At 64.4% G+C, this 15,959-nt stretch carries 13 protein-coding genes; 6 read left to right on the top strand and 7 right to left on the bottom strand.

Features of this window, described 5'->3' with window-relative positions; genetic code table 11:
* Positions 1-78: 78 nt before the first annotated feature.
* From Q2M23_RS15020 to Q2M23_RS15005, 4 genes are all read right to left on the bottom strand, one after another.
* Positions 79-297: a hypothetical protein gene (locus Q2M23_RS15020; RefSeq protein WP_076828992.1), complete on the bottom strand. Its 219-nt coding sequence runs from the start codon at positions 295-297 to the stop codon at positions 79-81.
* A 216-nt stretch (positions 298-513) separates the two neighbouring features.
* On the bottom strand, positions 514-1,314 hold the full coding sequence (locus tag Q2M23_RS15015) for an SDR family NAD(P)-dependent oxidoreductase (RefSeq protein ID WP_316395983.1): 801 nt from the start codon (positions 1,312-1,314) through the stop codon (positions 514-516).
* A 1-nt stretch (position 1,315) separates the two neighbouring features.
* Positions 1,316-1,870, bottom strand: coding sequence for a carboxymuconolactone decarboxylase family protein (locus tag Q2M23_RS15010; protein WP_057015427.1), 555 nt, complete (start codon positions 1,868-1,870; stop codon positions 1,316-1,318).
* A gap of 47 nt (positions 1,871-1,917) precedes the next feature.
* A complete protein-coding gene (locus Q2M23_RS15005; protein WP_316395982.1) occupies positions 1,918-2,868 on the bottom strand; it encodes a hypothetical protein in 951 nt (316 codons plus the stop codon).
* A 234-nt stretch (positions 2,869-3,102) separates the two neighbouring features.
* On the opposite strand from Q2M23_RS15005, the gene Q2M23_RS15000 reads away from it, so the two are divergent.
* The 4 genes from Q2M23_RS15000 (at position 3,103) to Q2M23_RS14985 (ending at position 10,013) form a co-directional block, all read left to right on the top strand.
* Positions 3,103-6,576 carry an indolepyruvate ferredoxin oxidoreductase family protein gene (locus Q2M23_RS15000; protein WP_316395981.1) on the top strand — a complete coding sequence of 1,158 codons (3,474 nt, stop codon included), beginning with the start codon at positions 3,103-3,105 and terminating at the stop codon, positions 6,574-6,576.
* Between the two features lie 125 nt (positions 6,577-6,701).
* On the top strand, positions 6,702-7,133 hold the full coding sequence (locus tag Q2M23_RS14995; protein ID WP_200844543.1) for a hypothetical protein: 432 nt from the start codon (positions 6,702-6,704) through the stop codon (positions 7,131-7,133).
* A gap of 314 nt (positions 7,134-7,447) precedes the next feature.
* Positions 7,448-9,028, top strand: a complete 1,581-nt coding sequence (locus tag Q2M23_RS14990) for an alkaline phosphatase D family protein (protein ID WP_316395980.1) — start codon at positions 7,448-7,450, stop codon at positions 9,026-9,028.
* 166 nt (positions 9,029-9,194) lie between these two features.
* On the top strand, positions 9,195-10,013 hold the full coding sequence (locus tag Q2M23_RS14985) for an aldo/keto reductase (protein ID WP_057015422.1): 819 nt from the start codon (positions 9,195-9,197) through the stop codon (positions 10,011-10,013).
* 69 nt (positions 10,014-10,082) lie between these two features.
* On the opposite strand, the gene Q2M23_RS14980 is transcribed toward Q2M23_RS14985, so the two are convergent.
* Positions 10,083-10,313, bottom strand: coding sequence for a hypothetical protein (locus tag Q2M23_RS14980; protein WP_050387960.1), 231 nt, complete (start codon positions 10,311-10,313; stop codon positions 10,083-10,085).
* 232 nt (positions 10,314-10,545) lie between these two features.
* Between Q2M23_RS14980 and Q2M23_RS14975 the strand changes: the two genes are divergently transcribed.
* The gene (locus tag Q2M23_RS14975) at positions 10,546-11,826 is read left to right on the top strand and encodes an amidohydrolase/deacetylase family metallohydrolase (protein WP_316395979.1); all 1,281 of its coding nucleotides are present in this window, start codon (positions 10,546-10,548) and stop codon (positions 11,824-11,826) included.
* A 248-nt stretch (positions 11,827-12,074) separates the two neighbouring features.
* Here the strand turns inward: Q2M23_RS14975 and Q2M23_RS14970 are convergent, their stop codons facing one another.
* The gene (locus tag Q2M23_RS14970) at positions 12,075-13,313 is read right to left on the bottom strand and encodes a PLP-dependent aminotransferase family protein (RefSeq protein ID WP_253587668.1); all 1,239 of its coding nucleotides are present in this window, start codon (positions 13,311-13,313) and stop codon (positions 12,075-12,077) included.
* Between the two features lie 60 nt (positions 13,314-13,373).
* Positions 13,374-13,916, bottom strand: a complete 543-nt coding sequence (locus Q2M23_RS14965; protein WP_410469728.1) for a DUF3124 domain-containing protein — start codon at positions 13,914-13,916, stop codon at positions 13,374-13,376.
* Positions 13,917-13,976: 60 nt separating this feature from the next.
* Between Q2M23_RS14965 and Q2M23_RS14960 the strand changes: the two genes are divergently transcribed.
* On the top strand, positions 13,977-15,710 hold the full coding sequence (locus tag Q2M23_RS14960) for a cation:proton antiporter (RefSeq protein ID WP_316395978.1): 1,734 nt from the start codon (positions 13,977-13,979) through the stop codon (positions 15,708-15,710).
* Positions 15,711-15,959 lie beyond the last annotated feature (249 nt).

Genomic DNA, 15,959 nt, shown 5'->3' with positions numbered 1-15,959 from the left:
GGCAAGACAAAAAAACGAGAGCTTCAGCTTTGATTCAATCAAAACTGAAGCTCTCGTTCGTGTCAGCTTCGAACGGAATCAGGCTGCGATATCGAGCAGCAATTGTGATGAACCGCGGACCAGCACCTTGCGGCCCGCGGGCGTCAGCTCAAACGAATCGCCGCGCACGGCGACATAGCCGAGCGTGATCAGGCTTTCGACGGCGAACCTGTTCAGCCGTGAAGGGTTTGCTGCGGGAGCCCGCAACGCTTTCAGCGCATCCCACTGATCGGGTCTGAGTTCGAATTCTTCGCTCATCGGTCCAGGCACTCCAGAAGTTCTTGGCGTGCGAGATACAGAGCGCAGATGAATTTCGTGCGACCACAACGAGTCAGGATTTCGATTTATGTGGACGCGTCGTCACATCGCCGTGTCATTGGAATACTTCAATTTTTTCGAATCATTGCGGCGCAATAACGCGTGATTTCGTCACAGTGATTAATCCCAAATTGTCACACAGGTTAATCGTCTCGATTAACCGCGCCGCACACTTGCGCCGCCATCGACCGGCAACGTGACGCCGGTCACGAAGTTTGCTTCATCGGAGGCGAGAAACAGCGCGGCATTGGCGACGTCCCAGCCGGTGCCCATCTTGTGACGCAGCGGCACCTTGCTGTCGCGCTCGGCCTCGACCTCGGCGCGGCTCTTCTTGAATTCGCGGGCGCGGGTGTCCACCGCCATCGGCGTGTTCATCAATCCCGGCAGGATCACGTTTGCGCGAATGCCATATTGCGCATTCTGGTAGGCGAGCTGTTCGGTGAAGGCGATCATCGCCGACTTGGTCGCCTTGTAGGCGACGTAGGGATAGGTCGTGATCGCGGCCATCGACGAGATGTTGATGATCGAGCCGCGCTGCTGCGCGCGCATGATCGGGATCGCATGCTTGGCGGCGAGGATGCAGCTCTTCAGATTGATCGCCACGCAGCGGTCGAACGCCTCCTCGGTGATATCAAGCAGTTCGGCATCGCCGCCGGAGAGGCTGACGCCGACATTGTTGTGCAGGATGTCGACACTGCCCCAGCGGCCATGTGCGTCCGCCACCATCGCCTTGATGTCAGCATTTTTGGTGACGTCGGCCTTGAAGGCGACTGAAGTCCCGCCCTTGGCCGCGATCAGGTCGACCGTCTCCTGCGCCGAAGCCAGATTGTAATCGACGCACAGCACCCTGGCGCCTTCGCGCGCGAAGGTCAGCGCGGTGGCGCGGCCGTTGCCGATGCCCTCGCCGGGGCTTTGGCCTGCACCGACGACGATGGCGACGCGATCTTGCAGGCGCATCTCACTTCACTCCCTGTAGCGGGTACTGCTGCAGTACCTCCTTGTAGTAAGGTTCGTTGTCGATCTGCATGGTGGCGAGCACCCGCACCACGGCGCAGTAGAATGCGATCGTCAGCACGAGATCGGTCATGTGCTCGTCGGAGAGATGTTGCTTGATCTCGGCGAAGGTCGCCTCCGACATCGCGAGCTCGCGCACCATCTCGCGGGCGCCCTTGAGGATCGCCTTTGCCAGCGGCTCGAGCTTCGACGGCTGGCCACTGGTCTCCGCGATCAGGCCCTTTATATCCTCGTCAGTGACGCCAAACTCCTTGCCGATCTTCACATGGTGGGTGAATTCGTATTCCGACTGCTCGAGCCAGCCGACCTGCAGGATCGCGAGTTCGCGTAAGCGCGGATCGAGCTTGCTCTTGAAGCGGATATAGCCGCCGACGCCGTTGAAGGCGCGCGCCATGTCCGGCGAGTTCACCAGCAGCTTGTGCAGATTGGTGTTGCGCTTGAGCATGTCACGATATTCGGGGGCGACCTGATCGGCTTCGAGATAGGGCAGGCGGGCCATTGTTGTTGTCCTTGTTTCGGCGGCTTGCGGAAGAGGCGGCTGTCGTTTCAGCCGTAGAGGGCTTTGTGCTCGCTTTCGTAGTTGGCGTAGGAGTCCTTCATGCTGGCGCCGTTGAGCAGCATCGTTGCGACCACCGCGTTGTCGGCATCGAACACGGTCGAGCGCACCCACATGCTCTCGGTGCGCTTGCTGCCGGAAAGCGCCACGACCTCGCGCTCGACCCAATAGGTCTCGCCGGGGAAGAGCGGCCCGCGCAGAAGACGGATCTCCTGGTCGGCGAACAGCCCGACGGCGGGGCCGCGGACCGGCAGGCGGTCCTCGCGCGCGCGGTACTGGAACAGCACGCTCAGCATCTCCATCGGGATGATGGCGCGGCCCCAGGGATTGTGCTCCAGCGAATAATAATCCGAAGGCTCGGTGATCACCTTGAGCTTTTCGGCCAGCGAAAATGGATAGAGATCGCCCATGTTCTGGTCGAAATCCATCTTGATCGCCTGCCGCGGCGTCTTCATGCCGACCTTGATGTCGGCGAGGATCACGGGATCGGTCAGCGGCTTCAATTCGCCGAGCCGGTGGCTGAGCGCCGTCTCGCTGCCGTTGCCATCGATCGAGGCGGTGCCGCGCAGGATCTCGGTGCCGTCGCGCTTGATCATCCCGATCGTGCAAACGGTCTGGCCCGGCTTCGGCTTCTCGATCTGGGCCTGCACCTCTTCGCCTTCGAACACCGGGTTGCGGTAATGCGCGGATAGGCAGCCAGTGATGAACCAGGCGCGGCCCCAGATCCGCTCGCACAGCGGCGCGAACTGGCTGAAATGGGTCGGTCCCTCGATCGTGCCGCCGCGAAAGCCGAGCTTCTGCGCCGTTGCATCGTCGTGAATCGAGGCGTGGGAGTCGTAGGTCTGGGCCTGCAGCATCTGCTTCGGGCTGCGCCAGGGACCCACCAGCAGATTGCCGTTCTCCACGATTTCCGTCGTGAATGCGGATTCGACTGTAATCATCCTTGGTCTCCCTTTGCGCGCCACCGTTTCAAAGATGCCGGGGTTCGGCAAGGCCTTGCAGAACGACAAGGCCTCGCAGCGCAACAAGGCCTCGCATGCGCAACATGAGATATGTGCTGCGGCCATGGAACGGGGCTGTTCATGCATAACAAAATCAGTGCATGCTGATGCATGATCATTTCGGAAGATAATCAGACCGGTCCGGACCGGCGTGGCTGACTGACGGTGAAACTGATGGCGTTGATGGAAGTTGGACTGGACGACAAGTACCGGTTGGACACGAAACGAATCTTCCTCTCCGGTACCCAGGCGCTGGTCCGATTGCCCATGTTGCAGCGCGAACGCGACCGCGCGCACGGGCTGAACACCGCCGGTTTCATCTCCGGTTACCGCGGCTCGCCGCTCGGCATGTACGACCACGCGCTGTGGCGGGCGAAGTCCTTCCTCAGGGAACATGACATCGCCTTCGTCCCCGGCCTCAACGAGGATCTGGCGGCGACCGCGGTGTGGGGCAGCCAGCAGGTCGGCATGTTCCCCGGCGCCAAGGTCGATGGCGTGTTCGGCATCTGGTACGGCAAGGGCCCAGGCGTCGACCGCTCGCTCGATGCGCTCAAGCACGCCAATTCCGCCGGCACCTCGCCGAACGGCGGCGTGATCGCGCTGGCCGGCGACGACCATGGCTGCCAATCCTCCACCCTGGCGCATCAGAGCGAGCAGGTGTTCGCCTCGGCGCTGATGCCGGTGGTCAATCCGGCGACGCTGCAGGATTATCTCGACCTCGGCATCCTCGGCTTCGCGCTGTCGCGCTATTCCGGCTGCTGGGTCGGCTTCAAGGCGATCTCCGAGACGGTGGAAAGCTCGGCCTCGATCGTCAGCGATCCCGATCGCATCAAGATCATCATGCCCGACGATTTCGAGATGCCGCCGGACGGGCTCTCGATCCGCTGGCCGGATCCGCCGCTCGAAGCCGAGCGCAGGTTGCACGGGCCCAAGATGGAGGCGGTCGCGGCCTTCGCCCGCGTCAACCGCTTCGATCGCATCGTGCTGGATTCGAAGCCGGCGCGGCTCGGCATCATGGCGACCGGCAAGGCCTATCTCGATCTGCGCCAGGCGCTCGCCGATCTCGGCATCACCGATGCCGATGCGCAGGCGCTCGGGCTGCGCATCTACAAGGTGGCGCTGACCTGGCCGCTCGAAGCGCGCGGCGCGCGCGCCTTCGCCGAGGGCCTGCAGGATGTGCTGGTCGTCGAGGAGAAGCGCGGCTTCATCGAGGACCAGCTGGTCCGCATCCTCTACAACATGGACGCCTCCAAGCGTCCCTCGGTGGTCGGCAAGCGCGACGAGAGCGGCGCTCCCTTGCTGCCGAGCGAGGGCGAGCTGACGCCGACCATGGTCGCCGCCGCCGTGGTGGCGCGGCTGCGCCGGCTCGGTCACCGCAGCCCGCTGCTGGAGCAGCGTTTGGCAAAACTCGAGGCGTTCGATCGCCCCGCCGAGGGCACGGGCACCGCGAAGCTGCAGCGCACGCCGTATTTCTGCTCGGGCTGCCCACACAACTCGTCGACCAAGATCCCCGAGGGCAGCCGCGCCATGGCTGGCATCGGCTGCCACGGCATGGCGCTGTCGGTGCCGAACCGCAACACCCAGACCATCTCGCATATGGGCGCGGAGGGCGTGAGCTGGATCGGGCAGGCGCCGTTCACCAGCGAACAGCATGTGTTCCAGAACCTCGGCGACGGCACCTACACCCATTCCGGCTTGCTGGCGCTGCGCGCAGCGGCCGCGGCCGGCGTCAACATCACCTACAAGATCCTCTACAACGATGCGGTTGCGATGACCGGCGGCCAGCCGGCCGAGGGCGGCTTTACGGTGTCGCAGATCGCACACCAGGTCTGGGCGGAGGGCACCAAGCGGCTCGCGATCGTCTCCGACGATCCAGACAAATATCCCGCCAATTATTTCCCGGCCGGCGCTACCATTCATCATCGGCGCGAGCTCGATGCCGTGCAGCGCATCCTGCGCGAGATCGAGGGCCTCACCGTCCTGATCTACGACCAGACCTGCGCCGCCGAGAAGCGCCGTCGCCGCAAGCGCGGGCTGTTCCCCGATCCGGCCAAGCGCGTCTTCATCAATGAGCGCGTCTGCGAGGGTTGCGGCGACTGCTCGGTGGCGTCGAACTGCGTCTCGGTGCAGCCGCTGGAGACCGAACTCGGCCGCAAGCGCCGCATCGACCAGTCGAACTGCAACAAGGATTTCTCCTGCATCGAGGGCTTTTGCCCGAGCTTTGTGATGGTGCAGGACCCCAAGCTGCGCAAGGCGGACCGCGCTGCCGCCGATCCCAAGGCGTTGTTCGCCGACTTGCCGACGCCGCCTGTGGCCGCGTTGAGCAATCCCTACAACATCCTGATCACCGGCATCGGCGGCACCGGTGTGATCACCATCGGCGCGCTGCTCGGCATGGCCGCGCATGTCGAGGGGCTCGCCTGTTCGACGCTCGACTTCACCGGCCTGTCGCAGAAGAACGGCGCCGTGATGAGCCATGTCCGGCTCGCGCCCGCCTCCGACATGCTGACCACGGTGCGCATCGCACCGGGCAATGCCAACCTGATCCTCGGCTGCGACCTCGTCGTCGCCACCAGCGTGCCGGCGCTGAGCCGCGCCGAGCGCGGCGTCACCCGCGCCGTGGTCAACGCCGATCTCTTGCCGACCGCGAGCTTCGTGATCGATCCCGATATCGACTTCGAAGCCAGCTCGATGCGCGACGCGCTAAACGGCGCGGTGACGCCTGGCGACCTCGATATCCTCGATGCCACCGGGCTTGCCACCGCGCTGATGGGCGACAGCATCGCCACCAACGCCTTCATGCTCGGCTTTGCCTTTCAGCGCGGCGCGATCCCGCTGTCGCTGGAAGCGATCCTGAAGGCGATCGAGCTCAACGGCGCCGCCATCGAGATGAACAAGACCGCGTTCTCGTGGGGCCGGCTCGCCGCGCATGATCTGCAACGCGTGGTCAGCGCCGCACGCTTCAAGAGCGCCGGCGCCGCGCCGGCCAAGAAGACGCTTGATGAGGCGATCGCGTTCCGCGCCAAATTCCTCACCGACTATCAGGACGCGGCCTACGCCAGGCGCTATCTCGACGATGTAGCGCGCGTCCGCACCGCCGAGGCGGCGGCCGCGCCGGGCTCGCAGGACCTGACGGAGGCCTTCGCAAAGGGCCTGTTCAAGCTGATGGCCTACAAGGATGAATACGAAGTCGCGCGGCTCTATTCCGACGGCGAGTTCAGCAAGGCCTTGAGGGAACAATTCCAAGGCAATTCCGGCTTGAAGGTCTTGCTGGCGCCGCCGCTGCTGGCCCAGCGCGATCCCGTCACCGGGCGGCTGCAGAAGCGTGAATTCGGTCCGTGGATCTTCACGGCGTTCGGCATGCTCGCAAGGCTGAAGGGCCTGCGCGGCACCGCCTTCGACATCTTCGGCTATACCGCCGAGCGCAAGATGGAGCGCGCATTGCCGGTCGAGTATTCGGCGATGATCCTGCGTCACCTCGACGGCAAGAAGCCGCTCGACTTGCCGCGCCTCGTGGCGCTGGCGAAGGCTGCGGAGCTCGTGCGTGGTTATGGCCACATCAAGGAGGGCAACGTCGCCCGCTACCGCACCGAATGCGCTCGGCTGGAGCGCGCGATCAGCCAGCCGCTGGCGCAGGCGGCGGAGTAAGGCCGGGGAACTTTCCACAGCCGCCCTGGTTGACCGGCAACCCTGCCTGCAAGCGGTGGCTGGATTCGTACGCCCGAGCCCCTACATGATGGCTGTCTGTTCGAGTGATTTCAGGAGGCCGTTTGATGGTCCTGAAAAACGCTTTTGTTGCAACCGTTTGTACCGCGTGCCTGGCTTTGGGCGGCGTGGCGTTGGCTGACGAGTATCGCCCCAGCGAGTTCTTCAGCCTCGATCTTTCACGCGCAGTGTTGTCGCCGAAGCCGCTTGGCCCGCCGGCGCAGTTCGAGCCCGTTCCGGTCGAGGCGAAGACCGACCATGGCCCCGATCAGCATGCGAATGTCGAGCCGCAGGTCGAGGAGCCGAAAGTCGCGCCGAAGAAAGCCGTTCGGACCACCAGGGTGACCGCGCCGCACGAGAAGAAGCGCGCGGAAGCGCGCGTGCCCGCCCGTGCCAAGCTCGCGCGCCGCCACTCGAACCCGCTTGATGCGGAGGCCCGTGACACACGGATCCAGACCTGGCCGTGCCGCACCGGCGGCATCTGCAACTGGCATCGGTGAGGCGGCGCTCTCGCGCCTCTGCTTTCTCGAAGTGCGTCAATCCTTGACCCGTCATCCTGAGGTGCGAGCGAAGCGAGCCTCGAAGGATGGATCGGCCACGGACGGGCCGTTCATCCTTCGAGACGGCCGCTTCGCGACCTCCTCAGGATGACGGGTTTGGTGCTTGAGCGCTCGATATCCGGGGCCGCCGTCCCAGCAGCCGCCCCCGAGTCATCCCGCCGTCGCAAAACCGTCGGCGGAGAGTCAAGAAACCGTAAGGCCGGAGTCAAGGAGCGCAGGCAAAACCTTCGTTGCGATTCGACGAAGGTTATTCGATGCCGACAGCGAACTCCGCGAGGCGGCGAGGCCTCACCCGGCGCCAGCTTCTGGTGCGCTCGGCGTCGACCGCGGCGCTGGCGGGATTCGGCGCGCTGGCAAGACCGTATCTGAGCCGCGCCGCGGATCGGCCCGCGATTGCGGGCATCCAGTCCGGCGACGTGGCAAGCGATTCCGCTGTCATCTGGGCGCGCGCCGATCGCGCCGCGCGGATGCACATCGAATGCGCCGCGGTCGAAAGCTTCGCCAGCATCCTGCGCACCGTGTCCGCCGATGCGCTGCCCGAGCGCGACTTCACCGCCAAGCTGCTGCTCGACGGCCTGCCGCCGGGCCAGGACCTGTTCTATCGCGTGCGCTTCGAGGACCGCGAGGGCACATCAGGCGAAAGCCGGGTCGGCCATTTCCGAACCGCGCCGGCCGACCGGCGTCCCGTCTCGTTCGTCTGGTCCGGCGACGTCGTCGGGCAGGGCTGGGGCATCGACCCCGCGCGCGGCGGCTTGCGCAGCTACCGCACCATGCTGGACGAGCGTCCGGACTTCTTCATCCATTCCGGCGATCACATCTACGCCGATTGCACGGTGCCGTCGGAGCAGAAACTCCCAAACGGTGAGATCTGGCGCAACATCGTCACCGAGGAGAAATCCGTCGTCGCGCAGAGCCTCGATCAGTTTCGCGGCAACTACAAATACAACTGGCTCGACGAGAGTTTCCGCGCCTTCCACGCCGAGGTGCCGATGTTCGCGCAGTGGGACGACCACGAGGTGGCCGACGACTGGTCGCCACTCGGCACCACCGATGCGACCGGCTATGAGGCGGACGGCAGCTCGCGCCTAGTGGCACGGGCACGCCGCGCCTTCCACGAATTCATGCCCATGCGGCTGATGCCGGAGCGCGATGGCCGCGTCTACCGCAAGATTCCCTACGGGCCGCTGCTCGACGTCTTCATCATCGACATGCGCTCCTATCGCGATTCCAGCTGGAACAAGCAGGGCGATCCGGACCACGCCTGCATCCTCGGCCAGAGCCAGCTCGCCTGGCTGAAGCGGGAGCTGGTGGCGTCGGATGCTGTCTGGAAGGTGATCGCGGCGGATCTGCCGATCGGCCTCGTCAGCCTCGATGCGGTCGCGCTCGGCGACGGGCCGCCCGCGCGGCGCGAGCACGAGATCGCCGATCTGTTGTCCTTCATGAAGCGCGCCGGGGTCCGCAACACGGTGTGGCTCACCGCCGACATGCACTACACCGCCGCGCATCACTATGATCCGAACCGCGCGGTGTTCCAGGAGTTCGAGCCGTTCTGGGAGTTCGTCTCCGGTCCGCTGCATGCCGGCACCTGGTCGCCGGGCGAGCTCGACAACACCTTTGGCCCGAAGGCGATGTACCAGAAGGGCTGCTCGGCCGAGCAGGGCGACAATCTCGCGCCGTGCTTCGGGCTGCAATTCTTCGGCCGCGTCGACATCGACGGCAAGACCGGCGTGATGACGGTGACGCTGAAGGACGTCGACAACCACGACCTCTGGTCGGTCGATATCGAGCCGCGGCCGGACGCGCGGCCCGGCCAGATCATGGCGCAGCACATCTAGCGCCGTCTCTGATCCGTCGCGACATCTTGATTGCCGGCGTCTTGCCCGAGGGCCCGGTTTGCGGGCAGACTGCGTGTCGGCATTCCTGCCAATTTCATTCCCACGAAACGATTTGCTGGCGTGACGTCGTCGATGGCATCGGCGTCCCACGCGTCAGGAGCTATCCATGGAAAATCTGCAGACACAGGGCATCAGCCTGCCGCAGCTCGGGCTCGGCACCTTCCGCATGCAGGGCGATACCTGCCGCGCGGCGGTCGAGAGCGCGCTTGGGCTCGGCTATCGGCATATCGACACCGCCGAGATGTACGGCAATGAAGAGGCGATCGGGGCGGCGATCGCTGCCTCGAATGTCGCGCGCAGGGACCTGCACGTGACCACCAAGGTCTGGCACGAGAACCTGGCGCCGGATGCGATCCGGACAGCGTTCGACGCCAGCCTGAAGAAGCTGCGGCTCGATCACGTCGATCTCTATCTGGTGCACTGGCCGTCGCGGAGTATGAAGCTGCCTGCCGTCTTCGAGACGCTGATGAAGCTGAGGGAGGAAGGCCGCACCCGCGCGATCGGCGTCGCCAATTTCACCACCGCGCTGCTCAAGACCGTGGTCGAGGACATCAAGGCGCCGATCGCCTGCAACCAGATCGAATATCACGCGATGCTGGACCAGACGCCGGTGCGCAAATATCTCGCCGCGAAATCGATCCCGCTGGTGGCCTATTGTCCGCTCGCCCAGGGCCGCTTCGCCACCGACGAGACGCTGGCGAAAATCGGCAGCAAGCATGATGCGACCGCGGCGCAGGTGGCGCTGAAATGGCTGCTCGATCAGGATGGAGTGGCGGCTATTCCGAAAGCCTCGCGCGCCGAAAGCCAAAAGGCCAATCTCGACGCACTGAAGGTCAAGCTCGACGACGCGGACCGCAAGGCGATTGCGGCGCTGCCCAAGGACATGCGCTGCGTCAATCCGGGGTTTGCGCCGGCGTGGGATTGAGGCCGCTGGCCCTGAGGAAGCAGAAAAGAAAATGGCTCCGTGAGGAGCCATTTTCCGTTGTGTCGGTCCTTAGTAGTGATGACGTTTGATGATCACCGTCCGGTCATGGCCGTGATGCCAGCCATGATGCCAACCGCGATGCCAGCCACGGTCATGGCGCATTTCGGCGCGTGCGCCCCAGCCGCGGTCCCAGTGATGATGACCGCCATGTCTGATCACGACCGTCTCGGCGCTCGCGATCGACGGAACGGCCACCGCAAGCGCACCAACCGCCGCGAGAACAAAGCCAATCTTTTTCATCTCATCCTCCTCAAATAAGCGAAGAGAAAACCGTACGGAGATTGAAACGTTCCTCAGGAACCAGAGGAGTTTTCTGAACACTTGTTCAGCAACTGCCTCGAACGCTGCTGCCGTCGCGTGTTGGTGCGCACAACCGATGAGCGAGCGCACGGGCGGCTTTCCCGGCCTTGCCTAACCGCTGCGTCCGACGCATCATCGCGCCATAAAAATCAATGTTCGGGGGGACGTTGCCATGAGCGAATTTTCACGCCGGGATTTTTTGAAAGTGACGGGATCGGCCGCTGCCGCAGCCATCGCGAGGCCGGCCGCTGCGGCGATGGGGCCGGACGACAAGTTCGACCTCGTGATCAAGAACGGCGATGTCATCGATCCCAGCCAGTCGCTGCGCGGCAAGCGCGACATCGGCATCCGCTGGGGCATCATCGAGGCGATCGAAGACGATATCCCGGCTGCTCGCGCCGCCAGGACCATCGACGCGTCGGGCAAGCTCGTGATGCCGGGTCTGGTCGATCTGCACTGCCACGTCTACCCGTACGGATCGGCGATCGGCATTCCCGCCGACGAGCTGGTGCAATTCCAGGGCACCACGACGGTCGTCTCGGCGGGCGACGCCGGCGTCAACAACCTCGCGGCGCTGCGGCGCTTCATCGTGGCGCAATCGCGGGCGCGGATCTACGCCTTCGTCCACATCGCCAATAATGGCCTGTCGGCATTCCCGGTGGCCGAGCTCTACAACATCGACAACGCCCAGGTCGAAGCCTGCGCGATGGCGCTGGCCGAGAACCCCGACTTCCTGATCGGGGTCAAGGTGCGGATGTCGGAAAACGTCATCTTCAAGCATGGCCTCGAGCCGCTGAAGCGCGGCATTCAGGCCTGCGAGATGTGCGGCTGGCCGGCGCGGATGATGGTGCATATCGGCGGCGTCGAGACCAGGGAGCTGATGTCCGACATCCTCGATCTGCTTCGGCCGGGCGATATCCTGACCCATGCATATTCCGGCGCGCCGAACATGTCCGGCGCTTTCACCAATATCGTGCAGGAGGGCAAGCTGTTGCCGGCGGCGCTCGCGGCCAAGCAGCGCGGGGTGCTGTTCGACGTCGGCCATGGCGGCGGCAGCTTCGATTTCACGGTGGCCGAAGTCGCGATCCCCGCCGGCTGCGCGCCCGATACGATCTCCTCCGACATCCACGTCTTCTCGGGCAACTCGCCCGGCATTCCGTTCCTGCCGAACGTGATGAGCAAGTTCCTGGCGATGGGCTCGTCGCTGGATCAGGTGGTGGCGATGGCGACCTCGGCGCCGGCGCGGATCATCAACCGGACCCCGAAGGTCGGCACGCTGCAGCGTGGCGCGCCCGGCGACGTCGCGATCATGGATCTCGTCGAAGGCCCGGTCTCCTTCGTCGATACCCGCAACAACAAGCGCGACGGCAATCTGCTGCTGAAGCCGGTGCAGACCGTGGTCAACGGCGTGCCGTTCGGCCGGCCCTATCAGGCGCCGTTCTCGGTGAGGTAGGCGCGCAGATCGGTAGAGCATGATGAGATCAGATCGAATGGCGACCGCAAGCGCGCTGCGCTCCCTCGCCCCGTTCTTACGGGGAGAGGGTTGGGGTGAGGGGCTGCCTCCGCGTATCCGGTGATAGCTGAGGTTGCGGAGGCTCCCCCCACCCGGAACGCATCTGACGATGCGTTCCGACCTCTCCCCGCACGCGGGGCGAGGTGAAGCGGAGTCCGCAACTCGCTTCGGCGCAAAGTCATCATGATCTAGCCGCGCTTCTCCACATTGCTGCTGCGCGCCGGCACGCCGAACTCCTTGCGGCACACCTCGGCCAGCGCGGCAACGCCCTCGCGGATCTGCTCGTGCGAGGGGCTGGCGAAGCAGAGGCGGAGCCGGCTGCCGGAATGGGCCTTGCTGGTCGACCATTCCGGTCCCGGATTGATCGAGACGCCGGCGGCAAGCGCCGCCTGATAGAGCTTCAGCGTGTCGACATTGTCGGGCAGCTTGACCCAGAGGAAGATGCCGCCCTTGGGCGCCTCGAATTCGGCCGCGGTGCCGAACTGCTCGTTCAACGCCTCCATCAGCGTATCGAGCTTGGCGCGCAGGCCCTTGGTCAGGCGCGGCACATGGGTCGAAAAATGCGGTGCGCAATATTCCGCGAGCACCATCTGCTCCAGTGCGCCGGAGCCGGCGTCGGTCTTCAGCGGCAGCATTCGCGACATGATCCCCCAGGGCGCGACGATGAAGCCGACCCGCAGCGCAGGCGCGATCGATTTGGAGAACGAGCCGATATGGATCACGCCGCCATGCTTGCTCATCGCATAGATCGCGGGCGGCCGTTCGCCGTTCCAGATCAAATCGGCATAGCAATCGTCCTCGAAGATCGGCACGCCGTATTCCCTTGACAGCTTCAGCATCTCGGCGCGGCGGCTCTCGGGAAGGATCGAGCCGGTCGGGTTCTGCACTGTCGGGATGGTGTAGATGTATTTCGGCGTGATGCCGCGCCGCTTGTGATCGGCGAGTGCCGCAGCCAGCGCATCGATCCTGATGCCCTCGCCATCGAGGGGAATGCCGACCGCATTGACGCCGAGCCGTGTCAGCCGGTTCAGTGAGCCCTGATAGGTTTCCTGCTCGATCAGCACGGTATCGCCCTTGGCGAGCAAGGTGTGATTGACAAGATCGAGCGCCTGCAGCGAGCCGGAGACGATCATGATCTCGTCCGGCGTGCAGGCAATCCCGGCGTCGCGCTTCAGCTTCTCGGTCAGGAACTGGCGCAGCGGCAGATAGCCCTGCGGCCCGTGCGCGAGATTGTAGGTCGCCAGATTCCTGCCCTCGCGCTTCAACACGGCGTTGACCGCCTCCAGCAGCCCGTCGACCGGGACCTGGTCGGGATCGTTGTTGCCGCCGACGAAGCTGTATTTGGCGAGCCCGGTCCAGCGTGCGGCCGGGGCAGGCAGGCCGGCCGCGAGTAGCGGTGTAAAGTCGAACTGGGCTGAGGTGGACATGGACGTTTCGCTCCGTGTTGTTATCGTTGAGAAGGCCGCGGCAAGCGGCCTTCCATGCGGTTAGTTCTTGCCGACCGGCCGGATCGGCCGGCCCTGGCTGATGAAGGCGTAGTGCCCTGCGCCGACACTGCCGACCATCAAGGCCTCGACCGCCGGTTCCGCGATCTCGCCGGCGGCCGCCCAATCGACCACGAAATTCGCGCCGGTGCCGCCGCGGGTATCGGTCGTGGCGATCGCGACCTCGACGGTCGCAAACGGTTTTAGCGCGACCGGCGATTTAAGGTAGCTCTCCACCATCTTGCCTGATGTGTCGAAATAGGCGATCCGCTTCAGCACCAGCGGCTTCGTCTCGGAGGCGTTGTGCACGCTGAGCGTCACCGAAAAATCGGCCCTGAGCTTGCCCTGGCTCATCGACACGCTGGAATACACCGGCACGTAGAATGCACCGGAGGCGGTGAGGCCCTCCGATGGCACCGCCATCAACGAGTTCGCGAAATTTTGTTCAATACTTGCCGAGGATTGTGCTAGCGCCTCTGACATGCGCACGGTGAGCAGGCAGAGCAAAACTGCGAGAAAAATGCCGCCTGCGCGGATGTGACACATTGCTCGGTTGATCCTCACGCCCGGCCCTCTAGGTTGCGGCAACAGGAAGTCTTTGAACGCATGCATGAACTGATTCCCGATATCACGCTCTGTATCCTGTTTGCCTGGGGGATTGGGCTGCTGGCCCATTTCTCCCGGCAACCGCTGATACTGGCCTACCTTATCGCCGGCTTTTTCATTGGTCCATTCGGCATGGGCTGGGTCAAGTCCCAGGAATCGATCAGCGTCATCTCCGAGCTCGGCCTGATCTTCATGCTGTTCATGATCGGGCTGGAAATCGACCTCAAGAAGATCATCCGTGCCGGCAAGGTCATCCTGTTCGCCGGAGCCGGCGAGCTGATCGGCGGCTGCCTGATCGGCGTGGCGTTCTTTGCCGCTATCGGGCTTGCGGTCGGCGGCGGCAAGTTCGACGCGATCTATCTCTGCGTCGCCTGCGCGCTGTCGTCGACCGTGATCATCGTCAAGGTGCTCTACGAGAAGCGCGAGCTGGATACGCTGCCGGGCCGCATCACGCTCGGCGTGTTGGTGCTGCAGGACATCTTCGCGATCCTGTTCCTGGCGGTGCAGCCGAGCCTCGACAATCTGCAGATCAGCGTCGTGCTGTTGTCGATTGCCCGCGTCGCGGTGCTGGTCGCGACCGCGCTGGTGCTGAGCCGCTACGTGCTGCCGCGGCTGTTCCACCAGATCGCGCGGCGGCCCGAGCTCGTGCTGCTCGGCGCGCTCGCCTGGTGCTTCCTGATCGGCGAGATCGCCGAGCGGCTGCATCTGTCGCGCGAGATGGGCTCGCTGGTCGCCGGCGTCTCGATCTCGACCTTTCCCTATGCGCTCGACGTCACCGCCAAGGTCACGACGCTGCGGGATTTCTTCATCACGCTGTTCTTTGTCGCGCTCGGCATGACGATCCCGATTCCGGGCCTATCGGTGATCTGGCTTGCGCTCGTCATCGCGGCCTTCACGGTGGCGAGCCGCCTGATCACGACGTTCACGCCGCTCTATCTGATGAAGCAGGGCCTGCGCGCCAGCCTGCTGCCGGCGATCAACCTGGCGCAGATCTCCGAGTTCTCGCTGGTCGTGATCCAGACCGGCGTCGCCGCCAACCACATCGGAACCGAAACCGCGAGTGCGGCCTCGTTCGCCTTCGTGGTGTTGGCGGTGCTCTCGACCTTCGCGATGGGACGCAGCGACCAGATCGTGCGCGGCCTGATTGGTCCGTTGAAGCGGATCGGGCTGCGCGACCTCGATCAGGAAGGCCAGGGCCGCGGCGAGGCCGGGCACGAGGGCGGACATGGCGAGATCCGGCGCATCGTCATCCTCGGCTTTTTCCGCGCGGCGAGCGCGCTGATCAGCCAGATCGAGCGGCAGAACCAGTCGCTGCTCGAGCAGATCAGCGTCATCGATTTCAACCCGCTGGTGTTCCGCACGCTGTCCGACCGCGGCATGCATGTGATCTATGGCGACATCAGCAATGTCGACACCCTGGTTCATGCCGGCATCGGCAAGGCCGAGATCATCATCCTGAGCGTGCCGGATTTCCTCTTGGTCGGCGCCGACAATGAGAAGCTGGTGCGCCACGTCCGCGCCCTCAATCCGACCGCGCGGATCGTTGCCACCGCGGACCTGTTGACCGGCGTCGACGACCTCTACAGCGCCGGCGCCGACTACGTGACGGTGACCCGGCTCAGCGACGCCGGCGAGCTCTATTCCGTGATCGAGGCGGCCGACGCCGGTCTGCTCGACGACAAGCGCGCCGAACTGGACGCCCAGCTCAGCGACCGGCGCGAGGTGCTGCCGTAACGCCGGTCTCAAGGCTGTCCATCACCTCTCCCCATCGGGGAGAGGTCGATTTGCGCAGCGGGTGAGGGGGCTCGAGTCCCACGAGAGGGCTGAACCCCTCACCCGGATCGCATCGAGCGATGCGATCCGACCTCTCCCTTTGGGAGAGGTGAAATCTCCCCTCCTGGTATCCCTGCCGGATGCATGGCGGGTTGCATAATGATACTGGCGCTGACATCGGAACCCGGCTAATCCACTGCCTGCATATAG

Source organism: Bradyrhizobium sp. 33ap4 (assembly GCF_032654765.1).
Taxonomy (GTDB): domain Bacteria; phylum Pseudomonadota; class Alphaproteobacteria; order Rhizobiales; family Xanthobacteraceae; genus Bradyrhizobium; species Bradyrhizobium australafricanum.
This window is presented reverse-complemented; position numbering and strand designations above follow the sequence as displayed.

What these genes read in the sequence shown, in the direction of transcription:
- Q2M23_RS15010 (WP_057015427.1), bottom strand. Translation starts at nt 1,870, where the DNA reads ATGGCCCGCCTGCCCTATCTCGAAGCCGATCAGGTCGCCCCCGAATAT.
- Q2M23_RS14995 (WP_200844543.1), top strand. Translation starts at nt 6,702, where the DNA reads ATGGTCCTGAAAAACGCTTTTGTTGCAACCGTTTGTACCGCGTGCCTG.
- Q2M23_RS14970 (WP_253587668.1), bottom strand. Translation starts at nt 13,313, where the DNA reads ATGTCCACCTCAGCCCAGTTCGACTTTACACCGCTACTCGCGGCCGGC.
- Q2M23_RS14990 (WP_316395980.1), top strand. Translation starts at nt 7,448, where the DNA reads ATGCCGACAGCGAACTCCGCGAGGCGGCGAGGCCTCACCCGGCGCCAG.
- Q2M23_RS14975 (WP_316395979.1), top strand. Translation starts at nt 10,546, where the DNA reads ATGAGCGAATTTTCACGCCGGGATTTTTTGAAAGTGACGGGATCGGCC.
- Q2M23_RS14980 (WP_050387960.1), bottom strand. Translation starts at nt 10,313, where the DNA reads ATGAAAAAGATTGGCTTTGTTCTCGCGGCGGTTGGTGCGCTTGCGGTG.
- Q2M23_RS15005 (WP_316395982.1), bottom strand. Translation starts at nt 2,868, where the DNA reads ATGATTACAGTCGAATCCGCATTCACGACGGAAATCGTGGAGAACGGC.
- Q2M23_RS15015 (WP_316395983.1), bottom strand. Translation starts at nt 1,314, where the DNA reads ATGCGCCTGCAAGATCGCGTCGCCATCGTCGTCGGTGCAGGCCAAAGC.
- Q2M23_RS15020 (WP_076828992.1), bottom strand. Translation starts at nt 297, where the DNA reads ATGAGCGAAGAATTCGAACTCAGACCCGATCAGTGGGATGCGCTGAAA.
- Q2M23_RS14965 (WP_410469728.1), bottom strand. Translation starts at nt 13,916, where the DNA reads ATGTGTCACATCCGCGCAGGCGGCATTTTTCTCGCAGTTTTGCTCTGC.
- Q2M23_RS14985 (WP_057015422.1), top strand. Translation starts at nt 9,195, where the DNA reads ATGGAAAATCTGCAGACACAGGGCATCAGCCTGCCGCAGCTCGGGCTC.
- Q2M23_RS14960 (WP_316395978.1), top strand. Translation starts at nt 13,977, where the DNA reads ATGCATGAACTGATTCCCGATATCACGCTCTGTATCCTGTTTGCCTGG.
- Q2M23_RS15000 (WP_316395981.1), top strand. Translation starts at nt 3,103, where the DNA reads ATGGCGTTGATGGAAGTTGGACTGGACGACAAGTACCGGTTGGACACG.